The organism is Flavobacterium humidisoli, from assembly GCF_023272795.1.
Taxonomy (GTDB): Bacteria; Bacteroidota; Bacteroidia; order Flavobacteriales; family Flavobacteriaceae; genus Flavobacterium; species Flavobacterium humidisoli.
Window position 1 is genome coordinate 5,037,415 of record NZ_CP096829.1, and the last position, 17,989, is coordinate 5,055,403.

Here is a 17,989-nt window from a genome sequence, read left to right on the forward strand (position 1 = left end):
TCTCTACCGTGGAACTCTGGCAGAGATAGCTAAAAGCCTGATCAATGGTAACTCTAATTAACACTAACTCAACCAAAATTTTATATTAGTTTCTTTAAACTCTCATAAACTGACAATTCTACGTCAGCATGATCTTTTGTATTGCATTGCTCTATTAAACTTTTTAAATCTGCTGGTTTTAAAGTCGATTTATTATCTAATACAAGCAATAATTCTTGTGATGCATCACTTAATTTTTTTGACAAAGGCAAAATTGGCTGCACTAATGGCGCATTAGCACTTAGCGCTGTTAAGTCTTTATCTACAGCAATCCATTTATTAAAAAATGCAGTTACTTTTGCTTTATTATCAGCCGATTTATTTGCTAAATATTGATTTACTGCAGCATCAAATGCAAGTGCATCTTTTGCGTCTGGTCCGCATGCATCTGCAAACAATGTAAACGGAGAATACATCTGGTACTCTGTTCCTCCTTTGTTACGAGTATATCCTTTTAAAGGCTCGCTTACTTTAGAAAATTCTTCAAGCGACTGAATGTTTTGATTATTGGCAATATTTCTTAAAATAACATCTTTGTTGCGAATGTGCGTAATGCCTAACTCTTCTAATCTGAAAGAAATATGTTCTAAACGTTTACGCATATTTTCTACATCCACAACATCTTCTGCAGACCAAAGTCTTTCGGCAATAGCAGCTGTTCTTGGCCAAACTCTAGAATCTATCGTGGTTGGTGTAGCCAATTCTGTCCACATTGTTGCTTCTCCACCCAAGATTCTTGCTTTTTCATCGCTAGTTAAATTAGCTCCTTTTGGCATCGGATCATTTAAATAATGGCTTGCTATTGGGTACATTAGATCGATATAATAGCCATTTGAAAGAACGGTTTTGTATCCTTTTTTAACTGCATCTACTAAAGATTGCCCTGCTGGCATTCCTTCATTTGGACCTCTCCAAGAATGTACAATAGCTTCTTTAGACAAATCTTTTGTCAAGATTTCTTCCCAGCCCATTAATTGTTTTCCGTGCTTTTTTAACATCGGTGCCAATTGCATGGTAAAATAAGTTTGCAATTCGTGGTTGGTTTTTAAATTATGTTTCTTTTTGAATTCTTGAATCTTCGGATTTGCATCCCAATCTTTTCCTTCGTTTTCATCTCCTCCAATATGGAAATAAGCACCTGGAAATAATGGACAAACCTCATCAAAAACTTCACTTAATAATTGATATGTTTTAGGATTTGAAGGATCTAATGTTGGCGAAAAAATACCCGCATTTCTTTCAATTCCATAGGTAGCAATTGCTGTACCTTGAATATTTTTTTCGGATGTTCCTCCTGTCAGCGTGATTACTTTACTGCCAATTTCTGGATAAGCCGTTAAAATTGCAGATCCGTGACCTGGAACATCTATTTCTGGAACAATTAAAATACCGCGCTCATCAGCATATTTTACGATATTTTTAATTTCCTCTTGTGTGTAATACATTCCATCCGAAGCTAATTGAGTAAACTTTGGATGTTTTTTCATTTCGATTCTCCAACCTTGATCATCAACCAAATGCCAATGAAAAACATTCATTTTCATCGCTGCCAATGCATCAATATTTCTTTTAATTACATCAATTGGCTGAAAATGTCTGGAAACATCTATCATTAAACCTCTCCATGTAAATCTTGGGAAATCTGAAATTTTTGAAACTGGAAAATAAAAAGATTTTGAATTGTTTTGAAGCATCTGCAACAATGTCTCCAAACCATGTAAAGCTCCTAAATCGCTTGAAGCGTTTATAGTTATTTTATTAGAAGTGATATCTAAATGATAACTTTCGTCTTCGTACAAACCAATTTTACCGCTTTTAGTACAATTGATCTGTAATTCTGCATTTGGAAATTCATTTAATTTAGTTATAAAACCTTGTTCAAAGAAAATACCTGTTCGACCATCTAAGCGGCGCAAAAAACGAGTTACTCCTCCAAATATTCTAGCATTTGGATTTCCTGTAATGTTTACTTTAAAATTTTTAGTTAAATTAAAATTACCTTCATTAATAACAACATTCTGAGGCCAAGGCATAATATTCAGTTGCTCCTTCTGGACTTGAGCACCTGCGGCTAAACCTGCAAATAATAATACAAATAGATATTTCATTTTTCTTTTTTTTGGTCGGATAGTTTTTTTATAATTATCCTAAATTTATAAAAAAACAAAACTCAGAATGATTTCAGCTTTTACCTCACTTTGCTATGAGATCAATCTGAATTTTGCTATTTGATTCATTATAAAGTGAATCAGAAATTCTTTTTAGTAATCAAAACGTTTAAAAGCTTCGATCGCTTCATACTCAGCCAAACCTAATTCATCATATAAGATGGCTGTATTTTTATTTCGATCTTCTGCCCTAACCCAAAATTCACGAGAGTCGTTACCTTGAAACATCACCCTGTCTTTTTGAGACTGATGGTGTAAAATAGCATGACGTTTCAACAAAACCTCTGATGGGCTTAATGGAACTGCCATATCAATTTCGTGAATATCCCACTCGTGCCAAGCTCCTCTATAAAGCCACAACCAACAGTCGTCCATGTACGGTTCTGGTTTTAGTTCTTTTAAAGCTGCAAAAATGGCATTTAAACAAACCTCATGTGTTCCGTGCGGATCTGCAAGATCTCCAGCAGCAAAAACTTGATGTGGTTTTATTTTTGCAATAATATTTTTTACAATAGCAATATCTTCTGGCCCTAACGGATTCTTTTTAACTTGTCCCGTTTCATAAAAAGGAAGATCTAAAAAGTGTGTATTCTCATCTTTCAGTCCGATATATCTTGTTGCTCCGTAAGATTCTCTTCTTCTAATCAATCCTTTTAATTTTCTTACTTCTAAAGAATCGATCTGATTTTCAGATTTGTTATTTAGAAATTCGATTACTGATTTGAAATTGATATCTGATTTTTCATCTCCGATAAAATCGCTCGCAACTTCTGCAAATTTTAATGCTTCATCATCTGAAACAGCAATGTTTCCTGAAGTCTGATACACCACGTGAACATCGTGTCCCTGTTTGATTAACTTCGAAAATGTCCCTCCCATAGAAATTACATCATCGTCTGGGTGCGGACTAAAAAGTATTATCCTCTTCTTTGCCGGATTTGCCCTTTCTGGACGAAATGAATCATCTGTGTTTGGTTTTCCTCCTGGCCATCCGGTAATAGTGTGCTGCAAAATATTGAACATATTAATATTCATATCATAAGCAGAACCCTCTTGAGCCAAAAGATCAGACATTCCATTATTGTTATAATCACGGTCTGTCAATTTCAGAATTGATTGTTTTGTTTTTTGACATAGCCAAACAATCGCTTTACTTTTTAATTCAGGAGTCCAAAGACATTCACCAACTAACCAAGGCGTTTTGAAACGGGTTAGCTCTGAAGCTGCCGACTGATCTAAAACAAAAGTTGCATTTGGATGATTCTGTAAAAATGTTGCTGGAATTTCTGAACTGATATCGCCTTGAACTGTTCTTTTGATAATATCTGCTTTATTTTGCCCCCAAGCCATCAAAACAATACGTTTTGACCTCATGATGGTTGAAACCCCCATTGTTATGGCACGTTTCGGCACATTATCGATACCATTAAAAGCAGATGAAGCATCGACTCTTGTGATATGATCTAAGGTAATAATTCTTGTTCCTGAATTGATATGCGAACCTGGCTCGTTAAATCCAACGTGTCCTGTTCTACCAATTCCAAGCAATTGAAAATCAAGTCCACCTGCATTTTTAATATTCATCTCATAATCAATACAATATTGATTGATTTCCTCAATTGCTACTGTACCATCAGGAATATTAATATTTTCAGGTTTGATATCAATGTGATTAAAAAGATGCTCATGCATGAAATAATGATAACTCTGATTATTCTCCTTAGTCATTGGATAATATTCGTCCAGATTAAAGGTGATTACATTGTTAAAACTAAGTCCTTCTTCTCTGTGCATTCTCACTAGTTCCTCATAAACTTTGATAGGAGAAGAACCTGTTGCCAGACCTAAAACACAAGATTTATTTTTCTCCTGCTTAGATCTAATTAGCTGCGCAATTTCCTGGGCTACAATTACAGAAGCTTCAATCGAGCCTTTAAAGATTTCAATATGAATTTTCTCAAATCGAGTTTCTTCAAATTTTCCCGCGCTTTTGTAACTAATATCAGATTTTATTTCTAAAGCACTTTTCATTTCTTTTCTTTTTTGTAGTAAGTACCATTTTGGTTTTAAGAATGGTATAGATAGCTTTCGCCATCTATACCATACTACTAACCAAACTTAATATTCCATTTTTTTTTAGAAGTTAGGTGCATCAACATCCCACCAAAGTCTTGTAGCTCCGTTATCAGGGCCACCAAGGGCAGTTACTCCAGATGCAACACCTGCTGGGTTACTTGCTTCTTCAGACTGAGCAAAAGGAAGTCTTCTAACTCCTAATTCAGTACTAATTACGCCACCACTTTTATTGTTTTTAATTCTGAACAGTTTAGGGTAACCTGTTCTTCTAAACTCAGACCATGCTTCTTGTCCATCAGGATAGGTGGCAATCCATTTTTGAGTTATAATTTTTTCAAGATTTTCTTCATTAGTAGCTCCCCATGCAACAGTAATTTTAGAAACTGCTGGAGTATTATTTTCTGGGAATAATGGATCTACATAATCAAGAGGTTTTTTCGTATTATCAGAAGCGTAAGACGAAGCTCCTTCTGCTCCATTCTGTTCGAAAGATGCTCTAATACCAGCTTCATAAAATTCTTGAGCTGTTCCTCCCATATTCCAACCTCTTAAAGCACCTTCAGATCTAAGGAAATATACCTCTGCAGTAGACATCCAAGTAACTTCTCCTGTTTTTGTTCTAGGTCCCGTTTGCGAGAATTTAGCATATGTAGTTCCAGAAGGATACGTTACACCATTTCTAATTGATGCATACTCACCAGGAGTAATTTCTGCTGTATTCCAATATTTAGAAATACGTGGATCTTGATAACCTCCTAAGATAGACTGCATGTCTGCTCCCATAAATAAACCAACCCAAGAGTGGCTCATTACGTCAATTACGTTAAGATCTACAGGAGATTTAACTTTCATAACATCAGCATTAACCTTAAGAACACCAATTGAATTATTAACTGCTTTTTCAGCTTCAGTTTTAGCTAAAGCAGGATCTACTTTAACAATTCTCATTGCCATTCTCAAACGAAGTGAGTTTGCATATTTAACCCATTGTGTATAATCTCCGTCGTAAGAAGATAAATCTGTTCCTTTAAAAGTAGAAGATTCCCCAGCATCGATTCTTTTAGTTAATTCTGTAACTGCAAAATCTAAATCTTTAAACATTTGAAGATAAATATCCTTTTGAGAATCGTAAAGAGCAGAACCTTCAGCACCATATTTAGAATATACTGCAGGTCCATACATATCTGTAATACGTTGCATTTGAACAACTTTAACAATCAATGACCAAGCATAAAACTGATCGTATTTACCTTTAGCTCTTTGTTCAACTTTGTAAAGATTTGCAATAATATCTACATAAGCTCTTTCCCAAGCATAACCATTCCATCCAGGATTTAATGCATAATCGTAATTATTAGTATCTCCAAATGGAACTGGTGTAATCATATAGCCAGACCATCCATCAGCTTGTAAACTTTGCTGAATCTGATATTGCCAAGTAATATCTGATATATATATTCTACTAAAAGCAGGCTTAAACAAACTTTTAATATTGTTATAATCCTGTTCTAATTGCTCTGTAGTAGCGCCTTCAGGATTTTTATTGATCTCCTCAAAATTGTCTGTACAACCAAAAGCCGCAAGCAATGAGAAGCATATCGCTGTTTTTTTGAATTTATTTAATTTCATGATTGTAAGATTAGAATGTTAAGTTTAAATTAAGACCAATATTTCTTGTTGAAGGTAAACCAAACACATCAACACCTTGTAAGCCTTCACCTGTACTTAAAGCTACGTTTGGATCAAATGGTGCATCTTTGTAAAGAAAGAATAAATTTCTAGCAATTAAAGAGATAGTTGCAGATTGCACATATGGCAATTTGTCCTTTTTGAAAGTATATCCAACAGATATCTCTCTTACATTTACATTTGTTGCACTGTACACATACTCTCCTGAAGCTCCATTTCTACCTGCTGTACCATTGTAATAATCAAATGCATCCATTGTAGTTACAGGAGTTCCGTCGCTCGCTCTTACACCGTTAATTTTAACACCTCCAGCATTTCTAGCATCACCTGTAGCTTTAGATACTCCATTGTAATCGTTGATTGCTTGAGTTAAACTAAGAACTTCTCCTCCAAAACGTCCATCAATTAAGATATTTGCAGTAAATGATCCAAATTTAAAAGTGTTAGACCATCCTAACATGAAATCAGGATTAGCATTACCAACTTCTTCCCAATCTGTTCTTTGAATAGTATTGTCGTCATTAACTAAGATTCTTCCTTGATCATCTCTTTTTAGATTTTTACCTTCAATTACACCAAATGGTCTTCCTTCAATTAATGAATATCTGTAGCTGTTAGATCCTGGATCAGTAAGAACAATTCTACCTCCTGTTCCTTCTTCAGCAGGAATATCATTTACTCTACTCTTATTTTGTGAATAGTTAAGTCTAGTATCCCAGTTGAATTTTTCTCCTCTAACGATATCTGCATAAAGTACAACTTCAAAACCTTTGTTAGAAATACTACCAGCGTTGATTGCATAATTTGTATAACCAAAAGGGTTAGTAGCTGGAGCAGGAACTTGAATAAATTGGTTTTTAGTTTTAGAATCATAGAAAGAAAACTCGAAACCTAATCTGCTATCAAACATTCTCCATTCTGTACCTAACTCAACCTCAGATTTTAATTCAGGTTTTAATGTTGTACCTGGCATTGGTCCAACTGGTGGATTTACAATACTTCCTGCAACAATTGTAGATGTAGGACTTGTAATAAATGGAGAGATGTCATTACCAACTTGTGCATAAGTAGCACGAACTTTTCCAAAGTTGAAAACTTCTGGTAATGTAAACATATCGCTAAGAATACCTGTAACCCCCACAGATGGATAGAAGAAACTAGAATCGTTAGTGTTTACTAAAGTAGACGACCAGTCATTTCTAGCTGCAAGATCTAAGAATAAATAATCTTTGTATCCAAAAGTTGTAGCAGCAAACACAGACTGAACTTCTCTTTCTGCTCCTGTTTGAACGTTACCGTTATTATTTACAAAGTTTCCTAAAGTAAAGATATTAGCATAATTCAAACCTCCTCCGATTCCTGAATCTACAGTCAAACCAGTAACTTTAGTATTATTGATACTTGTTCCGAATGTACCATTGAATGAAAAGTTTTCACCCATTTTTGTATTAAATAAACCTAATAAATCAGCATAATTTTGAGTACCGATTGTATTTGCATTGATGTATCTTCCTGTAGCATGTACTAAAGAAGTTGCAGAACTAGCGTACATTTCTTTTTGGAAATTGCTCTCACTTCTGTTATAGCTATATCTTGAAGCTAAATGAAACCATTCAGCAACTTTATAATCTAAAGCAATTGCTCCATTGAAGAAATTGTTTGTATCAAGAGATTTTTGTCTGTTAATCTGCCAGTATGGATTTTCATTACTTTCATTTACCGCTGCAAAACCAGGATAATTTTGAACATTCATGTTTCTAACAGGATCAAAAACCTCATATGTTTTCAAATCATTTAAGCTAAAAGCTCTTGGATGAGAGTAAACACCACTAATTGGATTGAAATATAAACCATTTGTTGGTCTATTGTTAATTGTTTGTGCAACATAATTTCCTGTTACAGCAACACTCAATCTATCGTTTAAGAATTTGCTTGTTTGACGAATTCCGAAGTTATTTTTCTTCAAATGATTTCCAGGTATAATTCCAGAAGCATCTGTATTAGCATACGTTAAGCTTGTAGAATTTCCTTCAGTTGCTTTAGAAAAAGACATAGAAGTAATTTGTGTAACCCCTGTTTCAAAGAAATCTTTAACATCACCTTCTACTTTTTTCTTATCTCCCCAAGATCTCGGATCTCCTTCTGCAGATGTGTAATCTGATTGGAATTTTGGCAAATAAGCCGCACTGTCAAATGTTGTAACAGAATTGATATTGAATGATTCAACTCCAGCTTTTCCTTTTTTAGAATTAAGTAAAATTACACCATTAGCACCTTGACTACCGTATAATACAGAAGCCGCAGCACCTTTAAGTACAGTCATTCCTTCATAATCATCAGGGTTGATCAATGAAACGATATCACCACCATCACGGTTACCTCCTGCTAAATCCCCAAAAGTACCATTTGGTTGTCCTGTACCTTGATTGTACAACGGAATACCATCAATTACATATAAAGGCTGATTGTTTACAAAAGACGAATTACCACGAATTACAACTTTTGTAGAACCTCCTGCTCCAGATGAACTTTTTGTTACTGCAACACCGGCAATTTTACCAGCAACAGTATTAATAAGGTTAGGATCTTTAACACGAGTTAACTCTTCCCCTTTAAGTTCTTGAGCTGCATAAGTCAAAGATTTTCTTGTTTTCTTTATCCCTAAAGAAGTTACAACAACCTCATTTAATGAATTTGAAGCTCCTTGAACCATCTTCACATTAATTGTAGCAGCATCTCCTACAACTATAGTCTGAGTTTCTAGTCCTACATAAGTGAAAACTAAACTTTGACCCTTTTGAACTTCAATAGTGTACAATCCGTCAAAATCGGTAGTTGTTCCCTTTTGCCCTCCTTGTACAGCAACAGAAGCTCCAGGTAATGGCATACCATCAGAATCTGTAATCACACCCTTGACATTTTTTACTTGTGCAAGCGAAACTTGCGCCGTAAAAACAATCATAAAGATTAAGAAAATTTTTTTCATGTTTATTTTATTTTGTTAGTTATGATGTAAAATTATTCTTAAGGCATTGTTAAAAAAAATAAATTAAACCAACAGCAATAAAATTTAAACGAACGACATAAAACATTCAATAATACGCTTTACGAAAACGTTCTAATAGAAAAAATAAGCACAAATATCCTTTTTTTGCAAAATTTTATTCAAAAAAATTGGCTCTTTGCAGTTAATTGTTTAAAGTTGCACAATATTTTAATATTGTTAAGAAAAACCAAAAAAACATAAATAACTTAAAACCAGTTGAAAGAAATACGAAAAGTTAAATTTGATATTAAACTTCAAAATCATATCTGGTTTTGGGGAGTATATTTTACTTTAAACTTTTTAAGATGGGGAGCGTACTTTAATGATTACCCTTATGCATTCAAATCTAACGTAATTGAATTCTCTCTAGTTATTCCTCTAGTATATTTGAATTTATTTGTTTTAGTTCCGAAATACGTACTAAAACAAAAGTATATACTCTATACTTTTTTGCTTCTAGTAAGTTTGTTTGTAATGTATCTGCTAAAAACAGCCCTAACCTATTATATTATATCAGAAAATATCTGGCCAGAAGCAAATCGCGAATACCATCCTTTTGAGATCAATCACATTGTTGCTGTTTGCATAGGAGAATTGTATGTTCTTGCTATGGCATCTTCTGTGTATCTTACTTTAACCTGGTTGAGAGAACGTGAAAGAAATAGATCATTGAGAGAAAATCAATTTAAAATAAAACTAAAGTATCTCGAAAATCAGATTCAGCCTCATTTTTTCTTTAATACATTAAATAATCTGTATGCTTTATCATTAGAATCATCAAAGAAAGTTCCAGATGTAATTATCAAACTTTCTAATTTGATGGAGTATGTTTTGTATGATGTAAAAGGAACCAAATTTGTTCCGCTTATAAAAGAAATCGATTATATTCAGAACTATATCGAAATCGAAAAACTTCGTTTTGAAAATGTTGAAGTGACCATAAATCTAGAATCTAATATAGAAGATGTTGTTGTACCGCCTTTAATCTTTATTTCTTTGGTAGAAAATGCTTTTAAACACGGTGGATTAAACAACAAAAATTTAAAAATAAAAATCAATTGCAAAGTTATAGACAACAAAGTACTCGATTTTGAAATCTTAAATAATTTTGTAATTTCACAAAATCATAATCCGAAAAAAGGAATTGGCTTGGTTAATACAAAAAAGAGACTAAAACTGATTTACAGAAATAATTTTAGCCTAAAACAGCAAACCAAACTAAATTTCTATATAATCCGATTGCAAATACCAACTCAGAATGAAGATTAAATGCGTGTTAATTGATGATGAGCCTTTAGCTATCAAAGTCCTGCAAAATTACTTTACCAATTTTACAGATTTTGAAGTTGTTGCGACATTCAATAATTCTCTAGAGGCGCTCGATTTTATCAACAGTACCCCTGTTGATGCTGTCTTTTTAGATATTAACATGCCTATGATGACGGGTTTTGAACTTATTAGCCTTATCGAAAACAAAACCAAAGTTATTATTACCACTGCATTTAGAGAATTTGCTGCAGAAAGTTATGATTTGGATGTTTTAGATTATTTGGTAAAACCAATTCCGTTGCCAAGATTTATAAAATGCATCAACAAAATTACTACCGAATACAATCTCAAAAACAATATCAAGATTGAAACCGCAAAAGGAGATTCACATATTTTCATCAAAGTGGATAAAAAAATGATGAAAATTAATATTGAAGAAATTCTTTTTGTCGAAGGAATGAAAGAATACATAAAAGTTGTCACTCCTGACAAAACCTATATTACGCATAAATCTCTTACATCCTTATCTGAAGAATTACCTGCCGATCGCTTTCTTAGAATACATAAATCTTATGTAATTGCGCTAAATAAAGTAAAATCTATAGAAGGAAACCGCGTTCAAATACAATCTTACAACATTCCGATAGGCAGAAACTACAGTAAAGAAGTTAAAAACAAGATATTGGAATAAAATATAATTACGAATTACATTTTCTAAGTAGGTTAAAATTAACACTTTGTTGAAAAAACACAGTCGTTGGTTTAAATTTAACATTATTTATACCTTTTTATTTTTTTTTGATAATCCTAACAAATATATTTACGGTCTTCAAAAAACAATAAAATAAAAAATTAACCTTATTATTATGAGTTCAGAAAATGTGCAAACCAAATGGGGGCAATTTATCTCTTTGATAATCGTCTTCTTCTTTTGGGGTTTTGTTGGTTCAGCCAATGATATCCTGATTCCAGTATTCAAAAAAGTATTTACATTATCGCAAGTACAATCTCAATTAGTAGCTTGGGCATTTTATGCTGCATACTTCGTAGGATCTATTATTTTCTTTTTAGTATCCTTGAAAATGGACGTTTTACAAAAATTCGGATATAAAAAAACCCTTTCAGCTGGTTTACTCCTTTCAGCAGTAGGATCATTTTTATTCATTCCAGCTGCAACAATGGAAAGTTTCCCATTCTTCTTAACAGCTTTATTTACTGTAGGTTTAGGATTCTCAATACAACAAATTGTGGCTAATCCATTAGCAATTAAAATGGGAAGCCCAGCAACTGGAGCACACCGTTTAACATTAGCTGGAGGTATTAACTCATTCGGAACAACAATTGGGGCTATCCTTTTAGGAATTGCTTTATTTGGAATGGGAGATAATAAAAACACTTCACTTTCATTAGAAGACATCAAATTACCTTTCATCATTCTTGGTTTAGCATTTATTGTCGTAGCCGTTTTTATGAACTTCTCTAAAATCGAAGATCCTGAAAAAGAAGAAGTTGAAGTAGTTAAAACAGCACACGAAAAATTTAATATACTAGATTACCCGCAACTTTATTTAGGAATGTTAGGAATCTTCATCTATGTTGGAACTGAGGTTACTATCATTAGTAATTTACCAGCTTTGCTTCATACTGCAGAATTCGGAAACGTTTTAGAAGATGCCATTGCTCCATTCATTGCCCTTTATTGGGGAAGTTTAATGATTGGACGTTGGAATGGTGGAGTTAACGTTTTCAACACTTCAAATCTTGTAAACACAGCATTGAAATTTATTGTTCCAGCTTTAGCATTCGGAGTTATCATTGGAGCAAATATCTTTGCTGCGCATGATGTTTCTTCATTCTACATTTACCCAATCTGGATCTTATTATTTATTGCAGTAAGCTTTGTAGGAGGTAAAAACGCAGGAAAAACATTAATGCTTTTCGGAATTTCAGGATTAACTATGATGGCATTAGGATTAGCATGGCCAGATCCAGAAATTGCTAAATTCTTCTTTATCTCTGGCGGATTGTTCTTATCTATCATGTGGCCTTCAATCTTCGATTTAGCAATTGCAGGATTAGGAAAAAACACAGGAAAAGCATCTTCTTTCTTGATCATGATGATTCTTGGTGGTGGAGTAATTCCATTGGTACAAGGAAGTATCTGTGATTTAGATGCAACAAATCCAAACGGAATTTTCGGCATCACTTACACTCACTTCTCTTACATTATACCGCTTCTTGGTTTTGCATATTTAGGATTCTACGGTTTCTACTGTCCTAAAATTTTAAAAAGACAAGGTATTAGCCACATAGAAAGTGCTGGTGGAGGACACTAAGATTTAAAAAAATCCAATATAAGAAAAATCCAAATTCCAATTATAATAACGGAATTTGGATTTTTTTATTCAAAAAAGGGAAACCTTACAATCTTAGTAACTCAGAACCTTAACCTCTTTACTTCGCATTAATAATATTACTCAAATTCTTCTTAAAAAGAGCCTTATTTTGAACCGTTAAAGGATAAACTACATCTTTGTCCGCATGAACAATTACTTTATCAATATCGGCGTTTAAAAGTGCTTGCGGATCTCTTATTTTCAAAGTACAAGCTCCATCAAAAAAGCCATCGTCTTCTATCGTTTTTCTAGCCTCAATAATTGTCCCATCACTTAAAACTGCCGAAATCTTCATTTCGCTATTTAATGTTTTCGAATAAAATCCATCCATTACCAACAAAAGACGATACGAATTTTTTAATTCCGGGCCTTTAAATTCGTGTCTTGTAATATTATATCGAAGACCTTTAGCAAGAGTTTGAAATTTAACTGAGCAATCTAACTCATAAGTAGCAACATCACCCGCTTCATTTATTGAAGTAACAACTTTAGCGGCTTGAGCGTTTATAGAAAAACTCGCTACAAAAAAAGACAACACACATAAGATAACTTTCATATTTAACTATTTAAGATTCAATATAAAAGTAAAAAAAATCGTCTCTTCTCGTTAGAAAAAAGACGATTTTAATTTTGTAAGTATCTAAGGATTATTTATTTCCTTTTTCAAAGTCAGCTACAAACTGAGCTAAACCGATATCTGTCAATGGGTGTTTCAATAAACCGTAAATTGCAGAAAGAGGTCCAGTCATAACGTCTGCACCAATTTTAGCACAGTTTACAATATGCATAGTGTGACGTACAGAAGCTGCTAAAATTTGAGTTTCGTAACCGTAGTTATCATAAACCTCTCTAATTTCTTGAATCAAATTCAATCCATCAGTAGAAATATCATCTAAACGCCCAACAAATGGAGAAACAAAAGTTGCTCCAGCTTTTGCAGCTAAAAGTGCTTGTCCTACAGAGAAAACAAGAGTTACGTTAGTTTTAATTCCTTTATCAGAAAAGTATTTTGCTGCCATAACACCTTCCTTAGTCATAGGAAGTTTTACAACAATCTGCTCATGCAATTCAGCTAATTCCTCTCCTTCTTTAACCATACCTTCAAAGTCAAGAGCATTAACTTCTGCACTTACATCACCATCAACAAGATTGCAAATGTCAACATAGTGTTTAAGGATATTGTTTTTTCCAGTGATTCCTTCTTTTGCCATTAATGACGGATTAGTCGTTACACCATCCAAAACACCTAAAGCTTGTGCTTCTTTAATTTGAGCTAAATTAGCTGTGTCTATAAAAAATTTCATAATTTGTTTAATTAAAAATGGTTTGTTTGTATTTCTATTTGTAAATTTTTCTTCAAATAAAATATTTAAAGAAAACCTAGCTGCAAAATTACAAAATCAATATCAATAACGTTTTTAAAATTAAAACCATTTTCAAATTATATGTTAAAAATAAGTGTAATTTTTACATTTTTTTTAATCGTTTATGAAATTTTGCAATTTTTCTTCTTGATAAAAAAACACAAAAACAGAGCCTAGAATTATTTCGAATTATTTCTATTCAATTCTTTCAATTCATCTCTAATTTCTTCAAGAACTCTGACAGTGTCTTCTTTATAAGTTTCAGAGTTATTGATTTTGTCACTTATAGAAGCAAATAGTCTTCGAATTATAAACCAAATAATAACTAAAAATAAAACGCCTAAAATAGTTGGCAAATATTCATTAAAATTATCCATAATATTATAATTTATAGTGGTTCATTAACATTTTCTCATACATTTTATCTGGAAGCGCACGTTTTAATACAATCGAAAACTTCTGCATAAAAGCGCCCACTTTATAATGTACGTTTGGTTTTTCAGTTTGAATAATTTTATAAACCGCTTCTGCCATTTCATTTGGATTACTTCCTGCATCAACATGATCATTCATTGTGGCCAGAACTTCGCCATAAACCTTTTCGTAAGCAGAATCTTTAACAACTGGTGCATGATAACGTCCGGCGGCAATATTTGTAGCAAAATCTCCAGGCGCAACATTGGTAATTTCAATTCCAAAAGATTTAACTTCCATTCTTAAAGCTTCAGTAATCAATTCCAAAGCCCCTTTTGATGCCGAATAAACACTTCTATAAGGAAGTCCCATATAACCCGCAATCGAAGTGATATTTATAATAAGTCCAGAATTTTGTTTACGCATTTGTGGCAATGCCGCTTTCATAACTTCAATTGGACCAAAAAAGTTAGTCTCAAAATTATTTCGAATTTCCTCAGTCGGAATTTCTTCTAAAGGCCCTGTAATTCCAACTCCAGCGTTATTAATTACAATATCTAATCTTCCAGAAGTTTCGATAATTTTATTTACCGCTGTTTTAATAGAATCAGAGTTTCTAACATCTAAAGTAACTAATGGAAAAACTGAATTTAAAACTTTCTCAGGATTTCTACTTGTTCCGTATACAACAAAACCTTTTTGATGTAAAAATTCACCAATAGATTTTCCAATTCCTGATGATCCTCCGGTAATTAAAACGACTTTGCTCATTTTTTAGTTATAAGTTATGGATTATGAGTTATAAGTTTTTTGGAATTGGGTTTATTTGAACTACAACAAGCAGTCAATTTTTAACTTCTAACCAATAACATTTAACTTCAGATAGGGTCAAAAATAAAAAAATCCTCCTAAAAGGAAGATTACAAAACTATTAAATTCTAAAAAAAATGGCAAGCGACCTACATCGCACCGCTCAACCACGTACCCTTGCTATGTTCCCATCCTGGGGGAGTCTGCAGGAGCTGGTCGTGTAGGACTTGCCGGTGCAAATATACAACCTTTTTATATTTTTGCAAGACCTTTGCAGCAATAAAAATATCGTCGTATATTGCCTTATTCAAATTTTAAACTATGAAAAAATATAACTTCCTAGCTGTCATTTTATTAGGAATCACATTGGTTGGATGTGGAGAAAAAAATAAAGGTGAAAATTCTTTATTTACTATCGATGATTCTGCTTTTCCCGCTCACCTTACGCAAAAAGAAGCGCTTAATATTGGAATTTTAAACCCAAAATCTAAAGAAATTGACAGCGTTGCCTACTTCGTAAACGACCAAAGAGTTGGAGGTACAAAAGGTGCTGCAAATTTTAGATTTGAATTAATAGATCAAAAATTAGGATATCAATACCTAAAAGCTAAAGTTTATTTTGATGGAGATTCTTCTGATGCAACTGCTAGAATTGAAGTAGTTTCAGATATTGAGCCTAAATTATTAAAATATAAAGTCGTAAATACTTTTCCGCATGACACCACAGCTTTTACAGAAGGCTTAGAGTTTCACGACGGAAGACTTTTTGAAAGTACTGGACAAAAAGGAGATTCTTATTTTAGGGAAGTAGATTATAAAACAGGCAAAGTAATCAAACAAGTTGATCTTGGTAAAGAATATTTTGGTGAAGGAATTACTTTTTTTGGCGACAAATTATATCAATTAACTTGGCAGGAAAAAACGGGTTACATATATGACGCAAAGACTTTAAAACTAGAAAAAACATTCAAATACGATAAAGATATTGAAGGTTGGGGAATGACACACGATGACAAATACATCTATCATTCTGATGGAACTGAGAAAATATGGAGAATGGACCCTGCAACTCAAAAATTAATTGATTACATCAACGTATATTCTGGAAATTCAAAAATTAAAGCTATTAATGAGCTTGAATTAATCAATGGTAAATTCTACGCAAATGTTTGGCAGAAAGATGCTATAGCGGTTGTAAATCCAGAATCTGGAGCAGTGGAAAGAATCTTAAATCTTTCAGATTTACGTAAATCATTAAAAGCTAAAAATGCTGAAGTTTTAAATGGTATTGCTTACAATCCTGCTACTAAAACAATTTTCGTTACAGGTAAATATTGGGATAAAATGTTCGAAATTACAGTTTCGGAATAATTAATAGACAAAAATCAAAAACACAAATTTCACAGATTACACTAATTATTAGTGATAATTTGTGAAATTTGTGTTTTATAACAATTCATTTAATGATCACTTTAATCACAAACATACAAGAACTGCTGCAAGTCCGTGAAACCTCAATTACTAAAGTTTCAGGTTCTGAAATGGCTAAACTCCCAACAATTAAAAACGCTTTTTTAGTATTAAAAAACAATTTAATTGAAGATTTCGGTTCAATGGATAATCTCCCGAAAATAAATGCCGACAAAACAATTGATGCAACTGGAAAAGTTGTACTCCCGGCTTGGTGCGACAGCCACACACATATTGTTTATGCAGGAAATCGCGAGCAAGAATTTGTAGACCGAATCAACGGACTTTCTTACGAAGAAATAGCCAATCGCGGGGGCGGAATTCTAAATTCGGCTAAAAAACTCAACGAAACTTCTGAAGATGAAATTTACGAACAGTCAAAACTTCGCTTGGAAGAAGTAATGCACTTAGGAACTGGTGCTGTTGAAATAAAATCTGGATATGGATTGACAGTTGATGGAGAATTAAAAATGCTGCGTGTAATTAAGAAATTGGCAGAAAACTATCCTATCGCCATCAAAGCGACATTTCTAGGCGCACATGCTTTTCCTACACATTACAAAGACGATAAAGCAGGCTATCTTGATGAAATAATTAACGAAATGCTTCCAGAAATATCAAAAAACAATCTAGCAGATTACGTAGACGTTTTCTGCGAAAGCGGTTATTTTTCTGTAGAAGAAACCGAAAAAATAATGGAAGCAGGTTTAGCATTTGGCTTGAAACCAAAAATCCATGTCAATCAATTTAATTCTATTGGCGGAATTCAGGCTGGCGTTAAATTTAACGCACTTTCTGTAGATCATCTTGAAATTATGAATCCAGAAGATATTCAAGCCTTAAAAGACACAGAAACTATGCCTGTTGCTTTACCTTCTTGCTCTTATTTTTTAAGTATTCCGTACACACCAGCGCGCGAAATTATAAAGGCGGGCCTTCCTTTGGCATTGGCTACAGATTTTAACCCTGGTTCTACTCCGTCAGGAAATATGAATTTTGTCGTAGCAACAGCTTGTATCAAAATGAAAATGACACCAGAAGAAGCTATTAATGCCGCAACAATAAACGGAGCCTATGCAATGGGACTTTCAGAAACACACGGAAGTATCACAAAAGGCAAAAAAGCCAATCTGATTCTAACAAAACCTATATCTTCTTATTACCAAATTCCTTATGCTTTTGGAAGCAATCTTATAGAATCTGTTTTTGTTGAAGGAGAAATTATAGAATAAACTATTATTCTTTTTA

The 17,989-nt window shown here is 33.2% G+C and carries 13 protein-coding genes and 1 other RNA gene; 5 read left to right on the forward strand and 9 right to left on the reverse strand.

Annotation, left to right across the window (positions count from 1 at the left end; translation table 11 throughout):
- Positions 1 to 80 precede the first annotated feature (80 nt).
- The 4 genes from M0M44_RS21105 to M0M44_RS21120 all read right to left on the reverse strand — a co-directional run bounded on the left by M0M44_RS21105 (position 81) and on the right by M0M44_RS21120 (position 8,958).
- A complete protein-coding gene (locus M0M44_RS21105; protein ID WP_248727497.1) occupies positions 81 to 2,147 on the reverse strand; it encodes a beta-N-acetylhexosaminidase in 2,067 nt (688 codons plus the stop codon).
- A gap of 153 nt (positions 2,148 to 2,300) precedes the next feature.
- Complete coding sequence (gene nagB, locus M0M44_RS21110; protein ID WP_248727498.1) at positions 2,301 to 4,238, reverse strand: glucosamine-6-phosphate deaminase; 1,938 nt, start codon at positions 4,236 to 4,238, stop codon at positions 2,301 to 2,303.
- A gap of 105 nt (positions 4,239 to 4,343) precedes the next feature.
- Entirely contained in the window at positions 4,344 to 5,912 is a 1,569-nt protein-coding gene (locus tag M0M44_RS21115; protein WP_248727499.1) for a RagB/SusD family nutrient uptake outer membrane protein, read from the reverse strand.
- 10 nt (positions 5,913 to 5,922) lie between these two features.
- Positions 5,923 to 8,958: a SusC/RagA family TonB-linked outer membrane protein gene (locus tag M0M44_RS21120; protein WP_248727500.1), complete on the reverse strand. Its 3,036-nt coding sequence runs from the start codon at positions 8,956 to 8,958 to the stop codon at positions 5,923 to 5,925.
- Between the two features lie 276 nt (positions 8,959 to 9,234).
- Here M0M44_RS21120 and M0M44_RS21125 point away from each other — a divergent pair, with 276 nt between their 5' ends.
- From M0M44_RS21125 to M0M44_RS21135, 3 genes are all read left to right on the forward strand, one after another.
- Complete coding sequence (locus tag M0M44_RS21125; RefSeq protein ID WP_248727501.1) at positions 9,235 to 10,287, forward strand: sensor histidine kinase; 1,053 nt, start codon at positions 9,235 to 9,237, stop codon at positions 10,285 to 10,287.
- Positions 10,277 to 10,978, forward strand: a complete 702-nt coding sequence (locus tag M0M44_RS21130; protein WP_095930523.1) for a LytR/AlgR family response regulator transcription factor — start codon at positions 10,277 to 10,279, stop codon at positions 10,976 to 10,978. Before M0M44_RS21125 ends, M0M44_RS21130 begins: the two co-directional genes overlap by 11 nt.
- 175 nt (positions 10,979 to 11,153) lie before the next feature.
- Positions 11,154 to 12,623: an MFS transporter gene (locus M0M44_RS21135; protein ID WP_248727502.1), complete on the forward strand. Its 1,470-nt coding sequence runs from the start codon at positions 11,154 to 11,156 to the stop codon at positions 12,621 to 12,623.
- Positions 12,624 to 12,741: 118 nt separating this feature from the next.
- Here M0M44_RS21135 and M0M44_RS21140 read toward each other — a convergent pair whose 3' ends face one another.
- The 5 genes from M0M44_RS21140 to ffs form a co-directional block, all read right to left on the reverse strand.
- Positions 12,742 to 13,239, reverse strand: a complete 498-nt coding sequence (locus M0M44_RS21140) for a hypothetical protein (RefSeq protein WP_248727503.1) — start codon at positions 13,237 to 13,239, stop codon at positions 12,742 to 12,744.
- 91 nt (positions 13,240 to 13,330) lie between these two features.
- Positions 13,331 to 13,987: a fructose-6-phosphate aldolase gene (fsa, locus tag M0M44_RS21145; RefSeq protein WP_198856298.1), complete on the reverse strand. Its 657-nt coding sequence runs from the start codon at positions 13,985 to 13,987 to the stop codon at positions 13,331 to 13,333.
- A 239-nt stretch (positions 13,988 to 14,226) separates the two neighbouring features.
- A complete protein-coding gene (locus M0M44_RS21150; protein ID WP_248727504.1) occupies positions 14,227 to 14,424 on the reverse strand; it encodes a hypothetical protein in 198 nt (65 codons plus the stop codon).
- A gap of 4 nt (positions 14,425 to 14,428) precedes the next feature.
- The gene (locus M0M44_RS21155) at positions 14,429 to 15,232 is read right to left on the reverse strand and encodes an SDR family oxidoreductase (protein WP_248727505.1); all 804 of its coding nucleotides are present in this window, start codon (positions 15,230 to 15,232) and stop codon (positions 14,429 to 14,431) included.
- Positions 15,233 to 15,406: 174 nt separating this feature from the next.
- Positions 15,407 to 15,504: signal recognition particle sRNA small type (gene ffs / locus M0M44_RS21160), an RNA gene on the reverse strand.
- Positions 15,505 to 15,592: 88 nt separating this feature from the next.
- On the opposite strand from ffs, the gene M0M44_RS21165 reads away from it, so the two are divergent.
- Positions 15,593 to 16,642 (forward strand): glutaminyl-peptide cyclotransferase, encoded by a 1,050-nt coding sequence (locus M0M44_RS21165; protein WP_248727506.1) that lies wholly within the window; start codon positions 15,593 to 15,595, stop codon positions 16,640 to 16,642.
- 92 nt (positions 16,643 to 16,734) lie between these two features.
- A complete protein-coding gene (hutI, locus tag M0M44_RS21170; protein ID WP_248727507.1) occupies positions 16,735 to 17,973 on the forward strand; it encodes an imidazolonepropionase in 1,239 nt (412 codons plus the stop codon).
- The last annotated feature ends 16 nt before the right edge of the window (positions 17,974 to 17,989 follow it).